At 58.2% G+C, this 19498-nt stretch carries 22 protein-coding genes and 1 pseudogene; 11 read left to right on the top strand and 12 right to left on the bottom strand.

Annotated elements, in window-relative coordinates; translation table 11 throughout:
• Positions 1–1189, bottom strand: a pseudogene (locus LN415_00710) (ATP-binding cassette domain-containing protein).
• Positions 1190–1398: 209 nt separating this feature from the next.
• Positions 1399–1962: a hypothetical protein gene (locus LN415_00705; GenBank protein ID MCJ2555621.1), complete on the bottom strand. Its 564-nt coding sequence runs from the start codon at positions 1960–1962 to the stop codon at positions 1399–1401.
• A 498-nt stretch (positions 1963–2460) separates the two neighbouring features.
• Between LN415_00705 and LN415_00700 the strand changes: the two genes are divergently transcribed.
• From LN415_00700 to LN415_00690, 3 genes are read left to right on the top strand one after another with little or no spacing between them, the layout of a single operon-like run.
• On the top strand, positions 2461–2859 hold the full coding sequence (locus tag LN415_00700) for a hypothetical protein (protein MCJ2555620.1): 399 nt from the start codon (positions 2461–2463) through the stop codon (positions 2857–2859).
• Entirely contained in the window at positions 2860–3813 is a 954-nt protein-coding gene (locus LN415_00695) for a hypothetical protein (protein MCJ2555619.1), read from the top strand.
• An 8-nt stretch (positions 3814–3821) separates the two neighbouring features.
• A complete protein-coding gene (locus tag LN415_00690) occupies positions 3822–4241 on the top strand; it encodes a DNA-binding protein (protein ID MCJ2555618.1) in 420 nt (139 codons plus the stop codon).
• On the opposite strand, the gene LN415_00685 is transcribed toward LN415_00690, so the two are convergent.
• From LN415_00685 to LN415_00675, 3 genes are all read right to left on the bottom strand, one after another.
• Entirely contained in the window at positions 4201–5049 is an 849-nt protein-coding gene (locus tag LN415_00685) for an MFS transporter (protein MCJ2555617.1), read from the bottom strand. The genes LN415_00690 and LN415_00685 overlap by 41 nt on opposite strands.
• 273 nt (positions 5050–5322) lie before the next feature.
• Positions 5323–5541, bottom strand: a complete 219-nt coding sequence (locus LN415_00680) for a hypothetical protein (GenBank protein ID MCJ2555616.1) — start codon at positions 5539–5541, stop codon at positions 5323–5325.
• 22 nt (positions 5542–5563) lie between these two features.
• Positions 5564–5899, bottom strand: a complete 336-nt coding sequence (locus LN415_00675; protein MCJ2555615.1) for a DUF2085 domain-containing protein — start codon at positions 5897–5899, stop codon at positions 5564–5566.
• A 276-nt stretch (positions 5900–6175) separates the two neighbouring features.
• On the opposite strand from LN415_00675, the gene rsmA reads away from it, so the two are divergent.
• From rsmA to LN415_00655, 4 genes are read left to right on the top strand one after another with little or no spacing between them, the layout of a single operon-like run.
• Positions 6176–6943, top strand: coding sequence for a 16S rRNA (adenine(1518)-N(6)/adenine(1519)-N(6))-dimethyltransferase RsmA (gene rsmA / locus LN415_00670; protein ID MCJ2555614.1), 768 nt, complete (start codon positions 6176–6178; stop codon positions 6941–6943).
• 49 nt (positions 6944–6992) lie between these two features.
• Positions 6993–7859, top strand: coding sequence for a hypothetical protein (locus LN415_00665; GenBank protein MCJ2555613.1), 867 nt, complete (start codon positions 6993–6995; stop codon positions 7857–7859).
• Positions 7860–7863: 4 nt separating this feature from the next.
• Positions 7864–8973: an NDP-sugar synthase gene (locus LN415_00660; protein MCJ2555612.1), complete on the top strand. Its 1110-nt coding sequence runs from the start codon at positions 7864–7866 to the stop codon at positions 8971–8973.
• Between the two features lie 28 nt (positions 8974–9001).
• Positions 9002–10459 (top strand): cation:proton antiporter, encoded by a 1458-nt coding sequence (locus tag LN415_00655; GenBank protein MCJ2555611.1) that lies wholly within the window; start codon positions 9002–9004, stop codon positions 10457–10459.
• Positions 10460–10619: 160 nt separating this feature from the next.
• Here LN415_00655 and LN415_00650 read toward each other — a convergent pair whose 3' ends face one another.
• The 6 genes from LN415_00650 to LN415_00625 form a co-directional block, all read right to left on the bottom strand.
• A complete protein-coding gene (locus LN415_00650; protein MCJ2555610.1) occupies positions 10620–11903 on the bottom strand; it encodes an ArsB/NhaD family transporter in 1284 nt (427 codons plus the stop codon).
• Positions 11904–12087: 184 nt separating this feature from the next.
• On the bottom strand, positions 12088–13398 hold the full coding sequence (gene hutI / locus LN415_00645; protein ID MCJ2555609.1) for an imidazolonepropionase: 1311 nt from the start codon (positions 13396–13398) through the stop codon (positions 12088–12090).
• Positions 13399–13424: 26 nt separating this feature from the next.
• Positions 13425–14351: a mevalonate kinase gene (mvk, locus tag LN415_00640; GenBank protein MCJ2555608.1), complete on the bottom strand. Its 927-nt coding sequence runs from the start codon at positions 14349–14351 to the stop codon at positions 13425–13427.
• Between the two features lie 115 nt (positions 14352–14466).
• Complete coding sequence (locus tag LN415_00635) at positions 14467–14652, bottom strand: DNA-directed RNA polymerase subunit K (protein MCJ2555607.1); 186 nt, start codon at positions 14650–14652, stop codon at positions 14467–14469.
• Positions 14653–14828: 176 nt separating this feature from the next.
• On the bottom strand, positions 14829–15059 hold the full coding sequence (locus tag LN415_00630; protein ID MCJ2555606.1) for a hypothetical protein: 231 nt from the start codon (positions 15057–15059) through the stop codon (positions 14829–14831).
• A 102-nt stretch (positions 15060–15161) separates the two neighbouring features.
• A complete protein-coding gene (locus LN415_00625; GenBank protein MCJ2555605.1) occupies positions 15162–15638 on the bottom strand; it encodes a DUF835 domain-containing protein in 477 nt (158 codons plus the stop codon).
• A 190-nt stretch (positions 15639–15828) separates the two neighbouring features.
• Here LN415_00625 and LN415_00620 point away from each other — a divergent pair, with 190 nt between their 5' ends.
• Both LN415_00620 and LN415_00615 read left to right on the top strand, forming a co-directional pair.
• On the top strand, positions 15829–17334 hold the full coding sequence (locus LN415_00620) for a PAS domain S-box protein (GenBank protein MCJ2555604.1): 1506 nt from the start codon (positions 15829–15831) through the stop codon (positions 17332–17334).
• Positions 17331–17699: a response regulator gene (locus LN415_00615; GenBank protein ID MCJ2555603.1), complete on the top strand. Its 369-nt coding sequence runs from the start codon at positions 17331–17333 to the stop codon at positions 17697–17699. Before LN415_00620 ends, LN415_00615 begins: the two co-directional genes overlap by 4 nt.
• Here LN415_00615 and LN415_00610 read toward each other — a convergent pair.
• Positions 17696–18757 carry a winged helix-turn-helix domain-containing protein gene (locus LN415_00610; protein MCJ2555602.1) on the bottom strand — a complete coding sequence of 354 codons (1062 nt, stop codon included), beginning with the start codon at positions 18755–18757 and terminating at the stop codon, positions 17696–17698. The genes LN415_00615 and LN415_00610 overlap by 4 nt on opposite strands.
• Before the next feature lie 292 nt (positions 18758–19049).
• Here LN415_00610 and LN415_00605 point away from each other — a divergent pair, with 292 nt between their 5' ends.
• Together LN415_00605 and LN415_00600 are read left to right on the top strand one after the other, a co-directional pair.
• Positions 19050–19325 (top strand): hypothetical protein, encoded by a 276-nt coding sequence (locus LN415_00605; protein ID MCJ2555601.1) that lies wholly within the window; start codon positions 19050–19052, stop codon positions 19323–19325.
• Positions 19316–19498: hypothetical protein (locus LN415_00600; protein MCJ2555600.1), on the top strand; the 183-nt coding region annotated here is incomplete at its 3' end. The genes LN415_00605 and LN415_00600, both read left to right, overlap by 10 nt.

The following is a 19498-nucleotide window of genomic DNA, read 5'->3' as shown; positions in this document are numbered from 1 at the left end:
GCCCGGGCTTGATTACCTTGCTGAGGGTCAGACTGCCACCAGTGGGCCACACCTCGCCCAGAAAAAGCTTCAGGAGCGTGGTCTTGCCGCAGCCGTTTGGGCCGATGATGCCGACTTTGTCGCCGTTCTCTATCTCGAAAGTCGCCCCGCTGAAGAGCGCGTTATCCCCGAATCTCATCTCCAACTCCTTCGCCTCCACCACGATTCTTGAATGAACACCTGCCTCCCTGAATTTGAACTTCACCACCTTTTCCCTGATGACCGGGTCGTCAACCTTCGCAATCTTTGCCATTCGGTTGAGGCGGCTCCTGATCTGGGCATCGAATCTATTCCTACCTTTCAGCTTCTCGATTATCGCCCTATTTCTCTCCATCTCATTCAGGTACTTCTGGTAGGCTTTCTGGTTCATGGCCAGACTGGACTCCTTCTGCTGCGAGTAATCGGTGTAGTCCCCGGTGTACGTCCTCAGGCGGTGACGTTCCAGCTCGAAAACCCTCTCCACCGTATCGTCCAGCAGGTACCGGTCGTGCGAAACGATCACTATGCTTCCCTTGTAATCGAGGAGGAACGCCTCCAGCCACTCTATGGTCTCGATGTCGAGGTGGTTGGTCGGTTCGTCCAGCAGCAGAAGGTCGAGGTCGGGCGATGCCACTAGGAGCTTGGTCAGTGCGAGCTTTCTACGCTCTCCGCCACTTAACGCAGATATTGGCTGGTTCAGGTCAGGCTCGAAATCCAGATCTGCCAGTAGTCCCAGCGCCCTGTCCACGAACCTCTCCCCCTCGAACTTGGCCAGCCCAGCCTGGCGCTCGCTGTAGGTCTTGATGGCTTCTTCGTAACCCTCTGATTGGTAAAATTCCGGGTCTGTCATCCTGGCCTCTATCTCTCTTAGCTCAGCCCTCACGCCAGTCAGGTAGTCCGATGACTGCAGGTTATCGGCGACTGTCTCGTCGCTGTCCTGCATCTGGTACTGGGTAAGCGAACCGATCCGGAGGCCTGGCTTGACCTCGAGTTCGCCCAGGTCGGGTTTTTCCTCGCCCGTGATCAGCTTGAGCAGGGTGGACTTCCCAGCGCCGTTCCGCCCTATCAGGCCGACGCGGTCCAAATCGAATATGTCGAAGGTGGTGTCCTGCAGGATCTGAACGCTCCCGAACGCTTTGGAGACCTCCCTTGCGCTAACCAGCGGACGCATGGACATAGGTAGCGGGTGGGGGGGATAAAAAAAGTATCGGAGTCACAGACCTCGCCCTGAACGGTTCGGCTCCGTAAAAGAAATGACAGACTTCAATGAGGAGTACGACAGATATGGACGGAGCAGTGCGTCGTCTCCTCCTGCAGTTTCCCGCCGCATGGTTTGGTCCGTCGCTCGTCCACCGACTGGTTCACTGCGTGGTCGCCCGCTTAGAGCTCCACTTCGCCCGAGGCCACGTTCCCGGGTCTGTCCGCTGCGAGGGCCTCGATCGCCGTCCCGCTCAAGCCGTTCTCTTCGACGGTGACGTACCTCCAGAGCGACTGGTTGAACCGGTCCCGCACGGCGTCGCCCTCTTCAACGACCTCTCCGTCGTTCCTGATGACGACGTGCACGGCGATGACCTCCGTGTCATCCCTGGCCCGGACGACGATCTCCTCTCCAGGCTTTCCCGTGTACCCGTCGACGCCTATGTCCCTTATCACGGGCGGCTTGAGGAAGTCCCTGATGGCGATGTTGTATGCCGTCAGCCGGGCGCTCTCCGCCTTCTGGTGGTAGATCTCGGGGACCTCGTCCAGTTGGATAAGGGCCTTCCCGTAGGCGGTGGCGTCCTGAAACCTCTCCTGCTGGCACAGCTGCTCCTCCGAGAACTCCCGGTCCCGAGGGTAGCTGGGCCTGTTCGCGAGGTAGGGTCTGCCTTTCCATTCCCTTGCGACCACTTGGCCGCCTAGCGTTCCGCTTGCATGGCGCACGATTACGTTGTTTTTTGTTTGCATTTCTTTTTCTCCTCTGGCAGGCGATCTTCCCGTTCCCGCTCAGCACCTGCGACTGGAGATGCTCTTCGGACAAGTCATAGGGAAATCCTAGGGAATCCCTAAGGTCCACCCTAGCTTCTCCTAAGGTTGCCCTAGGCTCCGCCCTAGGTTCCCCTAGACCTGCCATAGACCTACCATACACATACCATAGACATCCTTCGGGGATGCTCCTGGGACTGCATAGGGTAGCTCCTGGCCTGCCCTTTCCATCTCGGGTAGAGAATGCAGGTTTCTCGGGGTTTCCGGGTATTTCCGGCCTGCTCATGATATGGTTTCCGCAGATTCCCCATATAAATGCGCGTCTAGTTACACATCTGGAACATCCGACATAACGATTCTAACAAGCCCGCTTTTCGACGATAGAAAGGACAAATCCTCGGGACAAATCCCCCCGGGAAATCCATTCATTCCTGGTCCCGCGGCAAAAGGTTTAGTAATGCTACCCTTCATTACCAACTAATGCCCAGAGGGAAGTACCGCATTCCCAAGGACGAGCAGATACTGGAGGCCATCGAAAAGGTCTTCGGAAAGCGCCGCGTCGTCGACTCCCAAAGAGGGCTGAAGCAGCTCGTGGAGAAGGAGCTCAGCAACAAGAAGAAGTACGGCGTGGGCGAGGTCCGCCTCAGGCATCTGACGATCGGCATACCGTGGCTCGAGATGGAGATTCACTACCGCGAGAGCTCCGAGAAGCGAGCCCCCTACAAATGCCCGGTCTGCAAGACCAAGCTCAAGAAGGTGCGCAACCTCACTATTTTCGGCGGGACTGTCACCCTGGGCTTCAAGTGCGAGACGTGCGGCTATTCGTCAGGTCTAAAGAGGAGAATCCCCATCAGGTACGTGTTCACCAGGAGAAAGTAGATGCGTATCTTCCGCAAGATTGGCGTGCACGTCCAGGAGAGACTGGACGAGGTCGTTCTCGATCCTCGCAGACCGTGTCACGGCTCCATAGTCACGCACGGGCACATGGACCACATGGCGGAGGGCGCCCTCATGACGCCGCAGACGAGGGACATCATGGGCGTCAGGATAGGCAGCCGGAAGGGCACGTCGCTGGAGTACGACACGGAGATGGAGTACAACGGCTTCCCCGTCGTCTTCCGGGACGCGGGGCACGTCTTCGGCTCCGCGATGGTCAGGCTGAACAACGTCATGTACACGGGCGACTTCAACCCCGAGGGCGGCGTCACGTGCGGCAAGGCCCAGCCGGAGGAGTGCGACGTTCTCATCGTAGAGGCCACGTACGGCAAGCCAGGCTTCGTCTTCGGACCCAAGTCCGATGTCGTGGAGGACATCCTCTCCTGGGCGGAGACGCAGCTGGAGTCCGGCCCCGTCGCCATGTCTGGGTACGAGTTCGGCAAGGCGCAGGAGCTCATCGGGCTCATGAACAAGGTGACGGACGACGTGATCACGACGGACGGCATCGCGGACATCGCCGACATCTACCGCGCGCACGGCGTCCCGCTCAAGTACAGGAGGCTGTCCGAGGTCACCGAGGAGGAAAGGCGCAGCCCGCACGTGTTCATCGGGACCAAGGCAATGCTCAAGCGCCCCGTGAGCCCGGAGATCGAGTCCCTGAGGGCGCTTGGCGGGAAGACCGCCTACGCATCCGGCTGGTGCGGCATCTACAACTTCGGGCGGTCGTACGACGTGGACGCGCAGTTCCCGCTCAGCGACCACGCGGACTTCTCCGCGCTAATGACGTTCATCGAGGCCTGCAACCCGCGAAAGGTCCTGACCACTCACGGGCAGTCGAAAGATCTCGCGCGGGAGGTCCGCCGAAGGCTGAAGATCGAGGCGGAGGCGCTGGACTAGGTGATCTCATGCAGTCGGCGGAGCAGGGGCACACTGTGGTCGCGAAGCTGTCGAAGGGGGAGAACCTCTTCGCGGCGCTCAGGGAAATCATCGGGAAGCACGACATCGTCAGCGGGCTCGTGATCTCGGGCATAGGAATGCTGAGGAACGTCGAGCTGGGCTACTACTCCGGAGAGGAGCACGAGCCGAAGCGGTTCAAACGGCCGCGGGAGCTTATCGCGCTTCACGGGAGCATAACGACCGGCGGGGAGACCGTCATCCATCTGCACTGCGCGCTCTCGGACGAGAAGTACGAGGTCGTCGGCGGGCATCTCATCGACGCGGAGGTGGCGGTCGTCGCGGAACTTGTCATCGCCAAGCTCTCGAAGGTCGAGCTCGGGCGAGAGCTCAACCCTGAGACGGGTCTGAAGGAACTATCTGTTGGTTGATCCTCTGGCGGATGCCGGGCAGGAACGTGGCTATCGCGATCAGCGTCATTATCGTCGCCGCATACATGGTTGCATGGTAACCGAAGGCCATCGAGATGAGCCCGCCGAAGAACGGGCCTATGATGGCGGAGATGCTCATCACGGACTGCAGCATGCCCGTGGATGTCGACCGCTCGATGTTCCTCTCCATCAGGAACCTGAGGGAGCCGACGTACATGAGCGCGAAGCTGACGCCTAGGAGGATCTGGGTCGGGAGTATCTCCACGAAGTTGCCCGCCAAAGTGAAGGAGATGAACGTGACGGCGGAGACCACGAGCCCGCCGAGGACGAGCTTGACGCTGTTGAACCTGTCGATCAGCTGCATGACGCTGAACTGCGTCCCCGCGTTCACCAGATAGAGCACGCCGACCATCGACTTGTCCATTCCGAGGCTCAAGAGGAAGAGCGGGAAGATGACCCAGATCATGTTGGCGCCTGAGTGCCGTAGCAGCACGGAGAGATACACGGAGGCGTTCTTCTTGATGATGTGGACGGGAAAGAACGGAATCGACAGCCTGACCTCCGCCACTGATGGAAGCGTCAAGGCCAGGGCGAAGCATGCGAAGAATATGAGGGAGGAGAAGAGGAAGATGTGCGAGAACACGCCGATAATGCCCGCGACAACGGAGCCGATCCCCCAGCCCAGCGAGCCGAAGGAGGCGAACTTGCCGAGGCGCCTGCCGCTATCGTACGCGTACGCGAGGAGCGCGGACGGGAATATCCCATGCAGAAGCCGACGAGGACGCGGCTCAGCATCAAGAAGTACCATTCGGTCGTGACGATCTGCGTCAAAGCGGCGAAGCCGGAGAGGACGAGGCCGAGCTGTATTATCCGCCTGCGGCCCCTGATGTCCGCCTCTCTTCCGAAGAGGTACGAGGAGACCAGGAGAGCAGAGGCGAAAGCCACGGCGATGAGCCCGATCTCGAAGTCGCTCGCCCCGAGCTCTTTCGCGTAGACCGGAATGAAGATGAGCGATGAGAAAACCCCCATGTTGGCGAGGAACTGAATGGTCTGAGGTTTCACTGTCCGACCAGCCCGTGATCTACTTCCAGCTCAGTCTGTGTAGCTCTCTGTCTTCCTTGGTCGCCTTCTTGTACTCCCGATAGTGCTTCTTGCAGATGCGCATCCTTCCCCGCTCCTTTTCGATGGACGCGTCAGGGAGGGCGCTCTTGAGCTTTCCGGAGGGGATGGAGCGGACCGCCTCTTCATCGCAGCCCGATATCTCGCATGTCTCGGCTTCCTTCTCGCGTCTCGGAGACATGGTTCAGTGCAGTCCCAGACACCTATAAAAAGAGTGCGTCGAGAACGAGGGCGGCGATATCGAAGCCTATCACCGCTCCCGCCAGACTCCCCGTCATGAACCTCGTGTAGTTGTCGCTCTCCCGCCGGCCGAGCAGCTGCGTCAAGCCGTCCACCGCCATGGGCGTCAGGGCGACCATCGTGACCGCGAAAAGGACGAAGTAGGATATGTCGCCCGCCTGCAAGAGGAGGAAACCGCCCGCAAGACCTGCGATCATGAGGAGATAGAAGCCCGTGCAGCGCGAGCATATTGGTAGCTTCTTCCCGCGAAAGCTGAAGCTCCTTTCAGGTCGAGCATGACATACGAACCTGATGGCCATACTAACCACTGAAGGGCCAAGTGAGTATCTTCAGAAATAGGAGCAGCAGCACGACGCCAACCACAATCGCGACTATGGTCCCGCAGATGCATCCTATGCCGAACCTAATACCAGCGAGCAATCCCATCCTATCATGGCGAGAATGGAGCCATCGATAATAATACTTTCGCGGGGCCGCCGAAGTCGTCTTGGCCCGTGCGAAAATGTATATCCACCCGCCCGTTAGGGAGCGCCGTGGAGCCGCGAGAGATAAGAAGAACGCTCGAGAGATTGGGAATGAGGGCCTCGCGGAGGCTCGGGCAGAACTTCCTCACCGACGACGAAATCGCCCACCGCCAGATTGCCTTGGCGGAGCCGCTCGGGGATGACATCGTCCTCGAGATAGGCCCCGGGCTCGGCGTCCTCACGGCGCCCCTGCTCGAGAGGTCCCGGGAGCTCGTCGCGATAGAGAAGGACAGGAGGCTCGGGGCGTTCCTGAAGGACCGCTTTCCCGACCTCGACCTCATCGTGGGCGACGCGCTCAGGGTGGACATCCCGCCATTCCAGAAGGTCGTCTCGAACCTGCCCTTCGAGATCTCCTCACCGATAACGTTCAGGCTGCTCGACATGGGCTTCCGAAAGGGCGTGCTCATGTACCAGAAGGAGTTCGCGGAGCGGCTCGTGTCCAGGGAAGGGCAGAAGGCGTACTCGAAGCTCTCGGTCGTCGTCTCCTACCGCGCGGACGCGAGGATCGTCGAGACCGTCCCGAAGGATAGGTTCTTCCCAGTCCCGAAAGTGGACTCGGCGATCGTGGAGATCGTGCCCAGAGACCCGCCCTTCCGCGTGGAGAACGAGGACCACTTCCTCAAGCTCGTGGACGCCCTGTTCAAGCACCGCAGGAAGAAGATGGGCAATTCCGTCCTGCTGCACTGGCAGGACCTCTTCGAGACCGAGGACGAGGCGAGGAGCCATCTGCGGGACGCCGAGTGGTCCGACGAGAGGGTGGAAAAGATGAGTCCCGCCCAGATTGCGGGGATTTCCAACGGAATCATAACGAAAGGTTAATCTAATACAAGCCTCGATTAGCGGTTGCCACCCAGGATGGTTCTGCCATATGGTTAGAAAGAAGAGCAAGTCCGAGCTTGACATAGCCGAGATCAAGTACAGGTCCCTTCTGGACAAGCGTGACGAGGCCAACGCAGAGGCCAGCGTGCCCAAGGACGAGAGGAACACTCTGAACGCGCAGAAGCGGGAGCTCATAGACGAGATGCAGGAGCTCAAGCAGAAGCGCGACTCGCTCGTCGCGGAGATGCGCAAGCACAAGAGCAAGAGGAACGAGCTGCAGAAGCGGGCGAAGGAGCTCATCGGCCTCAGGAAGGGGAAGAGGAGGGACTTCAAGACGAGCCTGCCCACGGAGATAGACAACATGCGCCTCGAGATCCACAAGCTCCAGATGAAGCAGGAGACGACGGCGCTGACCCTCCCGAAGGAGAACGAGCTGATCGACGCGGTCAGGGTCAAGAAGAAGGATCTGGACGAGCTCGAGGAGATCTACGAGGAGCAGAAGAAGCTCATCCTGGAGATGGAGGGCGTCGACGACACCATCACGGAGTTCTTCAAGAAGGCGGACCTGGAGCACGAACTGGTCGTGAAGCTCTCAAACGCGGCGCAGGAGATCCACGAGACGATCGTGGTCCAGATAAAGGAGATCTCCCATCTCATCGCGGAGTCCGACAAGAAGCACAAGGAGTTCCTGAAGATCAGGGAGAGGGCCGACCACTTTCACAACAGGGCCCAGGAGATGAGGCAGAAGATACTCTCCGAGAGAAAGGAGAAACGCAAGGAGATGGCGGAGGCGAGGAGGGTACTCAAGGACCAGAACATCGCCGCCCACAAGGCCCTTTTCGACGAGGAGAAGCTGGAGGAGGACGCGGTTAAGGCCCTGGAGACCCTGCTCCAGAAGGGGAAGGTCGAGAGGTGAGGACGTGAAGGCGGTCGTGCTGGCGGGGGGAGTCGGAGAGAGGCTGAGACCGCTCACGGATGCGAGGCCAAAGCCCCTCATAACGATTGCTGGAAGACCGTGCATCGACTACGTGATAAGGTCCCTCGTTAAGGCCGGCTTCAAGGAGATAGTCGTCACGACCGGCTACATGTCGGACCACCTCATCAAGGAGATCGGGGACGGCGTTGACTACGAGGCGGGGATACTCTACTCCTTCGAGGAGAACCCTGCGGGCACCGCGGGTGCCGTGAAGATGGTCGCGGACTTCCTCGACGACACGTTCGTCGTTGCGAGCGGTGACGTGCTCGCGGATGTCGACATGAAGGAACTCTATGACTACCACAGGAAGAAAGGCGCCACCGCGACGATGGCCCTGACGGAAGTGAAGGACCCGACCCAGTTCGGGATAGTGCAGCTCGACGATGAGGACAGGATAATCAGGTTCAAGGAGAAGCCGAAGAAGGACGAGGTGTTCTCCAATCTCGTGAACGCCGGGATCTACATACTCGAGCCAGAGGTGTTGAACTACATCCCGGAGAGGGAGATGTTCGACTTCTCGAAGAACGTGTTCCCCGCATTGCTGAAGGAGGGCGTCCCGCTCTACGGGAAGCGCCTCAAGGGCGTGTGGGTGGACATCGGCAGGCCGCTCGATGTGATAAACGCCAGCCTCGAGATCATCAAGAGGGAAGGACAGGAAGTGGAGATCGAGAACGCGAGCGTGAAGGGTCCCGTGATGCTGGGAAGGAACGTGGTGTCCGAGAAGGGCGTGCGGATAATCGGGCCCGCCTACGTGGGGGACAACGTCTTCCTGGGTCGGGGCGCCTTGGTCGACCGGTCCTGTGTCTACAGCGACGTCTTCGTGGACAGGGGCGTCGTCCTCTCCCTCAGCGCCGTGATGGCGGACAGCAAGATAGGCTGGCAGAGCGAGATCGACCGGAGCATACTCTCGACGAACAGCAACGTGGAGGAGGACGTCAAGATCGTGCGCAGCATAATCGGGGACGACATGACGGTGAAGGCGCACTCGAGGATCGAGGACGCGAGCCTCTCCCCGCCGAAGAACGCATTCCTGACCGCCCAAAGAAAGTTATAGACGCAAGCGTATTCGGCGACTGAGTCCCATGGTGGATGTTGTTCTGGGTTTCGTCGCCATAGGCGCCATCATTTTCATAGGCTTTTTCGCTCGCCTCATCTTTGAGAAGACGAAGGTCCCGGACATCCTCATCCTTGTCGTCCTGGGTCTGTTCCTGGGACCCTTCCTCCTGAATGTGTTCGGCGTGGAGCTCGTCCCGGCGGACATCCTCGACCTCGTCACGCCGCCGTTCGCGGCGCTCGCGCTGGCGATAATCCTCTTCGACGGCGGCCTGAACCTCAGCTTCGACCTCGTCGTCAGGAAGCTCAAGGTCTCCATAATCCACACCTTCACGGCATTCATCCTCACCGTGCTGACGATAGCGCTCGTCGCCCACTTCGTGTTGGGCTATCCCATCAGCGTGGGTCTGCTGCTCGGCAGCATCCTTGGCGGACTGAGCGGGGCGGTCGCCGTCACGACGGTCAGGACGATGCGGCTGACCGAGGACACGAAGACGCTGCTCACTCTGGAATCGGTCCTCTCGGACGTCCTCTGCATCGTCGTCGCCCTGGCGATAATGGAGTACATGAAGGGTGGGACGGGCGACAGCATAGAAGTGGCATTGGGCAGCCTTTCCGCGGCATTCTTCGTGGGTGCGGGGATGGGCGTTGTCTTCGGGGTGATCTGGCTCCTCATCCTAACGAGACTCTACGGCAAGCCCTTCTCCTTCATGATAACGCTGGCGGCCCTGCTCGTCCTCTACGGTGGTGTCGAGTACATGGGCGGGAGCGGAGCGATGGCCGCGCTCGTGTTCGGGATAGTGATCGGGAACAAGGATGAGTTCGGGAAGCTGTTCCGGATACAGACGAAGTTCCATCTGGACGAGAGGATCGTCCAGTTCCACTCGGAGCTCTCGTTCCTCATACGCACGTTCTTCTTCGTGCTTCTGGGGCTGAGCTTCACGTTCGCGATAAGAGGTCAAGTGGATGTGGTCTCGCACATCCCGTTCCTATCGGACCTCGACCGGACGCCCACTCTGTTCCTCATAGGCACGGCACTGGTCTTCGTCATGATAGCCCTCTCGAGGTACATCAACTCCTTCCTCACCGTCGCCATCCATCCGGAGAGCAAGGACGACCAGACGGCCATCTCGACGATGATGGGGAGGGGGGTCGCCGCCGCCGTGTTGGCCACTCTCGCGTTCACGATACCGGCGTTCACGGACGCCACTGCCGCGGGCTACTCGAACTACCACGGACTGATGGCCCCGTACGAGTCCCAATTCCTCAACCTGAGCTTCCTGATCATCCTGAGCACGGTGATAGCGACGACGATCGGCGTCTTCTTGAGCGAGAAGAGGGACACGGGGAAGACGGAGCTCGAGCTCGCAAGGGAGAGGCTCGTGTCGAAGAAGAAGGTCGAAGAGAAGAAGAGCTGGCAGAAGCAGAAGGCCGAGATGAGGCGTCAGAGGATTAGGATCAAGAAGCAGATGAAGAATCAGAAGTAGCTTGCGGGACGAGAACGGTCAAAGGACGGAACTCCGGTTGGAGCGATGATGTGATATCCGTCCGAGGGATGCTTCATCTTCTGCCTGCCTCTCCTTTGGAAGGTCATGGACGGAGTGTCGATATCTCTTTTGGAGGAGAACGGAGAATCCCAACGTTCACCTAGAGATACGTGATCACGAGCAGGATGTTGACCACGATGATGCAGATTATCGTGACAGGCAAAGCAGACTTCATGTATTCCGACCAGCTGATATCCAATCCGTGCTTCTCGGCCACCGACAGACCAACGACGTTGGCAGACGCTCCGATGGGGGTCGCATTCCCACCGATGTCGCAGCCAAGAGCAGTGCTCCAAGTCATCGGGCCGAGGGGGCCGGTTCCTTCCGCGGCCAAGCTCTGCAACACTGGAACCATCGCCGCTGCAAAGGGTGCGTTGTCAAGCAATGCCGAGAAGAGAAAGGAGATCCATAGCAGCATGGTTAGCAGGACCAATAGGTTACTTCCCGCCACTCCGGTCACCCAAGAGGCCACGTCGGACAAGACACCTGTTTTGTCCAGACCCCCGACGACGATGAACAGCCCGGCGAGGAATAGAAGCGTGTGCCAGTCGATTTTCTCCACCAGGTCCGGCATGTCCTTGCCGCCGAGTATGAGTACGATTGTTGCACCGAGCACCGCCACGAAGGCGACCAGGAGGTCGAGCAGGTGATGCAGCACGAGCAGTGTCACGGTGAATGCGAAGACAATCAGCGAGATGCGGAGAAGCCGCATATCTTTGATCGCCGAGGCGGGCTCGAGCTCTTCATGTTCCTTTTGGAAGGCCTCTAGGTCTACGTGCAGTTTCGTCCCTCCGCGGCGTTTCAGGAGATAGGCGAACAGACCCACGTTGACCAAGAACACGACAACAGCGATGGGGCCTGTGTTCACAACGAAGTCCTGGAAATTGAAACCCAACGCAGTGCCCAGGATGATGTTGGGAGGATCGCCCACCATCGTGGACGCGCCCCCTATGTTGGCCGATGTGATTGCGGCTATGAGGAACGGTCCTGCACGCATTTCCAGGATATCGCACACCTCGATTATGAGGGCGGCCATGAACACGAGGACTGTGATGCTGTCCATGAAGGCTGCGAGGACGGCCGAGAGAGCGGAGAAGGCTACGAAGATGCGAAGGGGCCGAAAGTGGCTCCATTTCAATGCAAGGAGACCAACCCACCTGAAGAAACCGCTCTTGGAGAGAGCGGCAATGAGGACGAACATCCCGAAGATCAGGCCGAGAGCCTCCCATTGGATGACCTCGAGAATCCCGCGTTCGTCAAGTAGGCCGAGTCCTACCACGAGTACGGAGCCGAGGAGAACGGCGGTCGTCCTGTGGACCCTTCTCGAAAGGATGAGGGCGTAGACGACGACTAGTATTGATACCGCAAGAATCTTCTCTATCAATCCATCCCTAGCGGACTCGTATGTCGAATCGGTCTAAAAACTTAGCGATTCCGGCTTGTGTGCCCATGTGAGAAGTGCAACGATTATGGCCGGTGGCAGGAGGGAGAAGGACGGCCACTATGGTTGGAGCCGGAATGGTGCCAAGAGGAGAGATCGGCACAATCGCCGCAATGAACGGCCGGATCTAGCTTTCCCTCTTGTGAACTACCTCTCCGTTCTTGATTACTGTCTCGACGCAGTTCCTGTCGAACTTGTAGGGGACGTGGAGATAGTCAGGGACGTCGAGCACGAGAACGTCCGCGACCTTTCCTACGTCCAGACTTCCTATCTTCTCGCCCCGTCCGAGGGCGTACGCTGCGTTAATCGTGGAGGCCGCTATCGCCTCTTCGGGCGTCATCCTCATCTTGTAGCAGGCCAGGCTGATGACGGTCTGCATGGAGGTGACCCAACAGTTCGGATTGAGGTCGCTGGCAATCGCGACGGGTATCTCCATCTCAATCATCCTCCGAGCGTTGGCGAATCTCTCTTCCATCGACAACAGGGGAACGGCGGGAAGCAGAACGGCGACGACGCCGCTCTCGGCCATTCTCACCATGTCCTCTTCAGATGTCCGCAGCAGGTGGTCCGCGGTTATGGCACCGACCTCAGCGGCCACGCGGGCCCCTCCGCTGGATGTGAACTCGTCAGCGTGTATCTTGCTCTTCAGGCCGAAGGTCTGCCCCTTCTCCAGGATCCTAATGGACTCCTCGGGGGTGAAGTACCCTTCCTCGCAGAAGACGTCACAGAACTCGGCCAGTCCCCTCTTGGCGGCGGCGGGTATCATCTCCTCCTCGAGAAGAGAGATGTAGCCGTCCCTGTCCTCGGCGTACTCCTCGGGAAAGGCGTGCGCTCCCAAGAACGTGCGCACGATGTCAACTGGATGCCTCTCATCGAGGTTCTTTGCAGCGGTGAGCATCTTGATCTCGTCATCCATCGTGAGCCCGTAGCCGCTCTTGGCCTCCAGCGTGGTCGTTCCGTTGAGAAGCATCTGGTCCAGTCTCCCGCCGGCCTGGTCGATGAGCTCGGACTCGGAGGCCGCTCTCGTCTCCCGAACGGTCCTCTGGATCCCTCCGCCCCTCTCCGCTATCTCGAGATAGGATGCTCCCTCGACCTTCCAGGAGAGTTCGCTCGCCCTCTGTCCCGCAAAGACCAGGTGTGTGTGCGGGTCGACGAAGCCAGGCATCACTATCTTGCCCGCGGCGTCGATCACCTCGTATTCGCGCTCGGACCTCCCCCGCATCAGGTCCTCGTACCTGCCGACGCGCTGTATCCTGCCTCCTGCGATCAGGACGGACGCGTCGGTCTGGATCCCCAGTTCCCGCATCTCCGCCCCTCGCAGCGGGCGCCCCCTGTCAGGGGAGAGCGTCACGACCTGCTCTGCGTCCCTTATCACGATGCCCTCGGCAGCCGTGGCCCTCGGCGATGTCGGTCGAGCGGCCAGCTCTTTCGGTAACATGATCTTGTGCGCCCTATCGCTCATTCTCACACCTCCAGGCGGACGCCTTCGGGACTGTACCTGACGATGAAGGGCTCCCCTCCCGCCTCTCGGATCCTTCCTGCCAGCTCCTCGGCTTCGTCCGTGAGAGCCACCATGCTTCCTCCGCCTCCCGCGCCAGTGAGCTTCGCACCGTACGATAGGCCCTCACAGGCGGAGATCAGCTTGTCCAAGGCGGGATGCCCGACCCCCAGGGAGTTCAGGAGCTTGTGGTTCTCGTTCATGAGCTCTCCCGCGAGAGAGAGGTCCCCCTCCTGGAGAGCCCCCTTTCCCCTCAGGGTTATCCTGCCGATCTCCTTGATCTGGTCGCGCGCGGTCTGGCTCTTGGCCGCCAACTTCTTGACGCCCAGGACCAGCGGGCCCGTTTCCGCCTTCACACCGGTGTTCCCGACGACCAGGCTGAGGTCCGGCAAAGGACAGTCGTGGAGGAACCACTTCTTCTCGTCCCTGGAGAGGCTCCAGAGCAGACCGGAGCGGGGACTCCTTTCCACAAGGATCCCGCCGCCGTGCGTGGATGTGGTCGTGTCGATCGGGCTGGCGTTCCCCTGGACCTTCAACTCCACTTGGAAGCCGCTCTGGGCGATGGTGACCGGGTTGAACTCCCCCTGCATGTGAAGGAGAGCACCGAGGGTGGAGACACTGATAGCAGCCGATGAGCCCAGTCCCGCCGCCGCGGGGACGCTGGAGTCCACATGCAATTCGAGCGGGCCGCCCCGCCAGACCTCCTCGATCGCGTTCTTGACGTATCGATGCTTCCTGCGGTCGAGGCTCTGCCCGTTGACCGCGAAGGCATCGGAGCCCTCGACCCTCGTGCTGATCCTCAAATCGACAGCAATCGACAAGGCTGGCTCACCGAAGACGACGGCGTGTTCGCCGAAGAGTATGAGCTTCCCGGGGGCGGAACAGATAGCCATCGGGTCGCCAACCGCTCACGGAGACTTAAGATTTGTGCACGACTGCGAGTGAGCGCGAAATCCCCGAGCGGCCCGCCAAGAAAACGGGGACCGCTGTCCACTCCGAAATGCGACTTCAGAGTTCCCTCTTCACTGTTATGGGGATGATGCCCTTGTCGAACTCCAGCTCAGCGATCGTGATCGGATCGAGCTGCCCCTTTGGCAGGCTGATGATAACGGGAGCGCCCATGTCGATCTGGAGGGCCCGGGCGCCGATGATCCTTGCCTTCTCGAACCTCGTGTACTTGATGGGATCCTTCATATGAGTTCCTCCTCCCTCAGCCTCGTTAGAATCTTCCTCAGGTACTCCTCCCTTAGGTCTAGGCTTTCCGACAGCGCGTTCACCCTCATATCATTTTCGCTGATTGGGTGATAGATGACCCTGCGCTCGTCGTAGTCACTAGCTTACAATTCCAAACCGCAAGGAACACGATGCACCTACTTGTTCGAGCGGAAGAAAGACCTGGTGACAAGATTTGAGACCGAGCGCTGGAGGCGTCCGAGCCAGTTACCGTGAACGACTGGGTTCGCGTGGTCCGCCTCTGGGAGGGTGTTTTCCTCCTGCGCCGCGGAGGGATTGCACTCAGGGCATTCCTCGACTGTCGGATTGAACGGACAGTAGCACAGGGGACAGATCGCGATGTCTTCCTCCACTTCACATTCGGCCATTTTATCCGCTATTCAGGTTGACGTCTGAAAAGCCTTTCGATGTTGTTTCGTTTCTTGATAATACGATGGCCCTGTCGCCTCTTGTGAGGCTCCAGGAAGGGCTCAAAGCCCCTCCACTTCGTCAAAGCACCTGGCAATCCTCGTGCTGTCCTTGTTGTCAAGAGTGTCCAGATTGATGGACACCATGAGACGTCCCCCGTGTCCTTCCAATGTATCCCTTACACTCTTGAGGAACTCCGTGACCTCGTCAACGCTGTTGATCGCGATGAGGAAGTCAAACCCATCAATCAGGAAAGCGGGGTTCTCGTTCTCTGCAGCGAACGCCTCGATGACATCCACAATCTTGTCCAGGTCATCGGGGTTGATCGCATCTGTGTGACCTTCGCTGTCGAGGTTTCTGTATTCCACATCGTCCAAATCGTACGCGCTCACGATCTGAGAGGTTGACCTACGAGTGATGCACAAGCCCGAATCGCCGTGAGCTACATGCTCACGAAAAGCCTCGAAGCTCATTGATGGCTTGATCTCGTTGAAGAGTACGAGCTTCCTGGTCGATGCGGTGTCGACAGGGATTCGCAATCCCCCATCTGAAGTTGTGGGCACGGAAACGCTCGTCAGTATAAGAATATCGTTTCTACATGTAGGTTTCCAAATGCCTCCTGACAGGACAACTGGCATTTCCTGAGCGAAGGGGCAGAAAGATTAAACCACCCCAGGACAATCCCCGAGAGACCGCAATGAGATTCGAAGAACCGCGCAGTTGGTCGTTATGGATGTTGCCGAGCTGAGAAGCGGACTGGCCGATCTCATGGCCAGCTCCAAGAATGAACTCCAAGCCAGATTCGTGAAATGGCTCGACAGCCACATGGAGTCTCATGGGGTCGTGGTCAACGATGCCGTTGGAAGAATCCTAGAGGAGATCGTCTCAACGCTGATTGATTCCGTAAGAGACGGTAGGTATGAAGACATACTTCTCCGGCTGAAGGATTTCGTTGACAAGCCTGGGTTCGAACAAGCCGAGGCGGGGCTGAGAGCATTCAGAACCATCCTGGTCAACGAGGTGAACCGCTCGATAGAAGACGTCACAACGAAGCACCGCATGGTCGAGCTAATCTACAAGGATTTCGACCTGATGCTCGACGGGATTTCCCGCTTGCATGAAAGGATGTACGCACTGCGCCTGGAGAAGAGAATCGAGGAAAGAACCGCTGAATTGCTTGAGACGCGGGGCCTATACGAGGGACTGGTGGAGGGATCACCGATCGGGGTGTGCATCCTTCAAGACGACAAGATAGTGTTTGCCAATGATGAGTTTGCCAGGATGGGGGGCTACGTGAAGGAGGAAATCACTGGAATGGACTTTCGCCTTCTTCTGACTCCAGAATCCCTCGAGGATCACGGAGAAGGCATTGAAAGAAGACAGGTGGGACTTGACGGTCCTCTGACGTACAGGGCAAAGGCTGTAAGGAAGGACGAGAGCGTAGTTGAGGTTGAGATACGCTCCGTTCCAACGACGTTCAAGGGGAGACCAGCGACTCAGGGCCTAGTGCGTGACATCTCGAAGGAGAGGAAGATCGAGCATCTCAGACAGAGCTTCTTCTCCAATGTGTCCCATGAGCTGAGAACGCCACTCACGACGATTAGTGGCTACATCAAGTTCCTCTTGGGGGGGAAGATGGGTGAGCTCGAGCAGTCTCAGGTGCAGGCTCTGGAAGCTGCGAACGAGGAGGCGGACAAACTCGACTGCCTGATCGACACTATCATTGAGCTATCCTCGTTTGACTCGGAATCGTTCAGACTGCACTTGGACGATGTCGACATTGCACGGCTGATAGATGAAACAGCGAGGTCAAAGGAGTCACAGGCCAAGCACAAGGACCTAAGGCTTGAGGTGAGCCTTCCAGAGAACCTGCCTCACGTTGTGGGTGATGAAAGGCGGCTGGAACTGCTGATGAGTAATATCATCGACAACGCGGTCAAGTTCACGCCAGAGGGCGGGACGGTGAAGATTGCGGGATGCGAGGAGGGCTCCGATGTGGTCATCGAGATCTCGGACACCGGGATAGGAATACCGAAGGATGAGCAGTCCAAGGTCTTCGACAGATTCTATCAGGTGGACTCCTCGCCCACGAGGATGTACGGAGGTGCGGGGCTGGGATTGTCGATTTGCAGGGAGATTGCAGACCTGCACGGCGGACGAATCGAAGTGGAAAGCGATGTCGGGAAAGGATCCACCTTCAGAGTGTATTTGCCAAGGGAAGGGAAGCCGGAATGAAGACGGTTGTTGTCGTGGATGATGAGCCAAGAATCTTGGACCTTGTCGAGAAGATACTGTCCGCGGAGGGATATGAGGTGGTGAAGGCTTCGAGCGGCCAGAAGTGCCTGGACTATGTGACTCGGAACACTCCAGACCTCATCCTCTTGGACATAAGGATGCCTGAGAAGGACGGTTGGATGGTCTACAGAGAGCTCAGAGCGGACAGGAGGACGAAAGATATCCCCATCGCGATGCTCACAGTGAAAGCCAACACGATTGACCGCGACATCGCTCTTGATGTTCTTGAGGTCGACGACTACATCACTAAGCCCTTCTCTCCAGAGGATCTCGCCTCACGAGTGAAGAACCTAGTGGGGAGCTAGAGCCTCAGCTCGGGCCCGAATGCGCTGTTCACAAGGGGACCGTACTCGTGATCCTTCAGCAGGTGGGCTCCGGTGAGGGAGAAGATGACCCTTGTGGGTGGTCGTGAAAAGACTTCCTGCTCTCTGTAGGCCTCGGCGAATATGTCGGTCTGCTTCTTGTATTCGTGATAGCTTGAGAAGGCGCTGATTCCCAGGGCCTTGTTCTTGTTCAGGATTGAGAATATGGTCGTCCCAGCGGTTTCGAGGAGGCTTGGGACGTAATATTTCAGGCCCTCTTCCAGCCTGGGATGGAACGAGCCGTGGGTGAGGACGAGAAGCTCAATCCCCAGGTTACCCAGATTGGGCATCTTCCGGGGAATGATAAGTCCCTCGTCGGCGAACCTCCTCCTCGCCTTGCCTATGGTCATCCTGGAGATTCCAAGGCTCTCTGAGAGCTGGACATCACTCAATTCGGGATTCTCCACGATGGCCTTCAGGGTCTCTTTCTCCTTTGCTCGAAGGCGTGTCGAACGCATCTGGCCGAGTACTGGCTCATGATGGGGCCGTCCTTTCTCAGACCAGAACATCCTGCTCAAGAGGGGATAGAAGTCGAAGAGATTCAGCACATCTGAAAGGTCGAAGGGGAAAACCACGACCTGATAACCCCCCTCCATATAGCCCCTTTCCCTGTACTTCTCCTCCAGAGCTTGGATGTTTGCCATCGCGCTTGTGTAGTCTCTTGAGACCTGAATAAGAAGGTCTTGACGTGGCTCCAAGAGAGCATAGATGAACTCGGGGCTTTCTACAACCGGCCGAGCTAGGGCAATCTTCTCATCGAACGGAGGAACAGACGAGAGGGTTCCAAACGCAACGACCAGCATCTCGAATCCGAGCTTCTCGAAGGAGGGCACTTGGACACTCCTGAAGTAGTCCTCTTGCTGAAGTCTCCTCCTGATCGCCGTGACGGTTGTCTTCTTCATGCCCAGTTTCTTCGAGAGCTCCCTGTCCGAGAAGAGAGGGTCTTGAACGATGCCGCAAAGGACCCTCTTCTCGCTCTCCAACAGGTCGCGCCTAACCATGACCTCTCAACATATGCCCAACGAAACTTAAAGGTAGTTGTCTAGAAGCGTCCCCTGCAGCATTGGGGGAGTAGCGCCTTGAGACCGGGATTCATTTCATGATAGTCTTGGTGCTGTGATTCTGTTCACTATGCTATCTATTTCCCATGTCAACGGTTCTGGTGCCATGTTTGGTTATCAGATTAGAGACTCGCGTGCAAAGGTTTTTACTCTTCAGGAGAGAGAATGCTCAGGGATTGGCTTGCGACGCGATGGAAGACACGGGGACAATGACGATAATCGGAGGGTCCTAGTGATCGATCTGGAGTTCTCCAGAGATTGGTCTCTTCAGAACCCGATTCCAATGCTCGGACTTCTCGTTTCCGAGCACCGGGACTTCATCAAGACTGCGAGAGCCAGCAACATCCCTTCCGGCGCCCACTGTGATGACACACCAGGGAGCCTGGACACAGCCCACCCAGCATTGAGAAGGACCGCTTCTGTCCTGGGTGGTCATTCCGACGACGATGCTGAACCTAAGGCCGATGAACCGAGACCCCACAACAGGGAAGTGATTGTGTGGGAATGATCGACGCATTCAAGTCAAACTCAAGCACCCTGCTCCAGGGTCCTCCAGGCGTAGGAAAGTTCGAGTTCTCAATCGACTGCGCCGTCGACGTGCTCGACAATGGAGGCAAGGTGGTTTTCGTTGCTGTCGACATGCACCCCGTTGAGATACGCCAATGGATCTCGAGATACGGT

This window comes from Candidatus Thermoplasmatota archaeon, from assembly GCA_022848865.1.
Classification (GTDB): Archaea; Thermoplasmatota; Thermoplasmata; order RBG-16-68-12; family JAGMCJ01; genus JAGMCJ01.
The sequence above is the reverse complement of the archived record's forward strand: the minus strand, read 5'-3'. Positions and strand labels throughout refer to the sequence as shown.

Excerpts from the sequence above, each read along its gene's own strand:
- LN415_00655 (MCJ2555611.1), top strand. The coding sequence starts at position 9,002 with ATGGTGGATGTTGTTCTGGGTTTCGTCGCCATAGGCGCCATCATTTTC.
- LN415_00610 (MCJ2555602.1), bottom strand. The coding sequence starts at position 18,757 with ATGGTTAGGCGCGACCTGTTGGAGAGCGAGAAGAGGGTCCTTTGCGGC.
- LN415_00635 (MCJ2555607.1), bottom strand. The coding sequence starts at position 14,652 with ATGAAGGATCCCATCAAGTACACGAGGTTCGAGAAGGCAAGGATCATC.
- mvk (MCJ2555608.1), bottom strand. The coding sequence starts at position 14,351 with ATGGCTATCTGTTCCGCCCCCGGGAAGCTCATACTCTTCGGCGAACAC.
- LN415_00615 (MCJ2555603.1), top strand. The coding sequence starts at position 17,331 with ATGAAGACGGTTGTTGTCGTGGATGATGAGCCAAGAATCTTGGACCTT.
- LN415_00705 (MCJ2555621.1), bottom strand. The coding sequence starts at position 1,962 with ATGCAAACAAAAAACAACGTAATCGTGCGCCATGCAAGCGGAACGCTA.
- rsmA (MCJ2555614.1), top strand. The coding sequence starts at position 6,176 with ATGAGGGCCTCGCGGAGGCTCGGGCAGAACTTCCTCACCGACGACGAA.
- LN415_00680 (MCJ2555616.1), bottom strand. The coding sequence starts at position 5,541 with ATGTCTCCGAGACGCGAGAAGGAAGCCGAGACATGCGAGATATCGGGC.
- LN415_00620 (MCJ2555604.1), top strand. The coding sequence starts at position 15,829 with ATGGATGTTGCCGAGCTGAGAAGCGGACTGGCCGATCTCATGGCCAGC.
- LN415_00700 (MCJ2555620.1), top strand. The coding sequence starts at position 2,461 with ATGCCCAGAGGGAAGTACCGCATTCCCAAGGACGAGCAGATACTGGAG.
- LN415_00675 (MCJ2555615.1), bottom strand. The coding sequence starts at position 5,899 with ATGGCCATCAGGTTCGTATGTCATGCTCGACCTGAAAGGAGCTTCAGC.
- LN415_00665 (MCJ2555613.1), top strand. The coding sequence starts at position 6,993 with ATGGTTAGAAAGAAGAGCAAGTCCGAGCTTGACATAGCCGAGATCAAG.
- LN415_00695 (MCJ2555619.1), top strand. The coding sequence starts at position 2,860 with ATGCGTATCTTCCGCAAGATTGGCGTGCACGTCCAGGAGAGACTGGAC.
- LN415_00685 (MCJ2555617.1), bottom strand. The coding sequence starts at position 5,049 with ATGGTACTTCTTGATGCTGAGCCGCGTCCTCGTCGGCTTCTGCATGGG.
- LN415_00630 (MCJ2555606.1), bottom strand. The coding sequence starts at position 15,059 with ATGGCCGAATGTGAAGTGGAGGAAGACATCGCGATCTGTCCCCTGTGC.
- LN415_00690 (MCJ2555618.1), top strand. The coding sequence starts at position 3,822 with ATGCAGTCGGCGGAGCAGGGGCACACTGTGGTCGCGAAGCTGTCGAAG.
- hutI (MCJ2555609.1), bottom strand. The coding sequence starts at position 13,398 with ATGTTACCGAAAGAGCTGGCCGCTCGACCGACATCGCCGAGGGCCACG.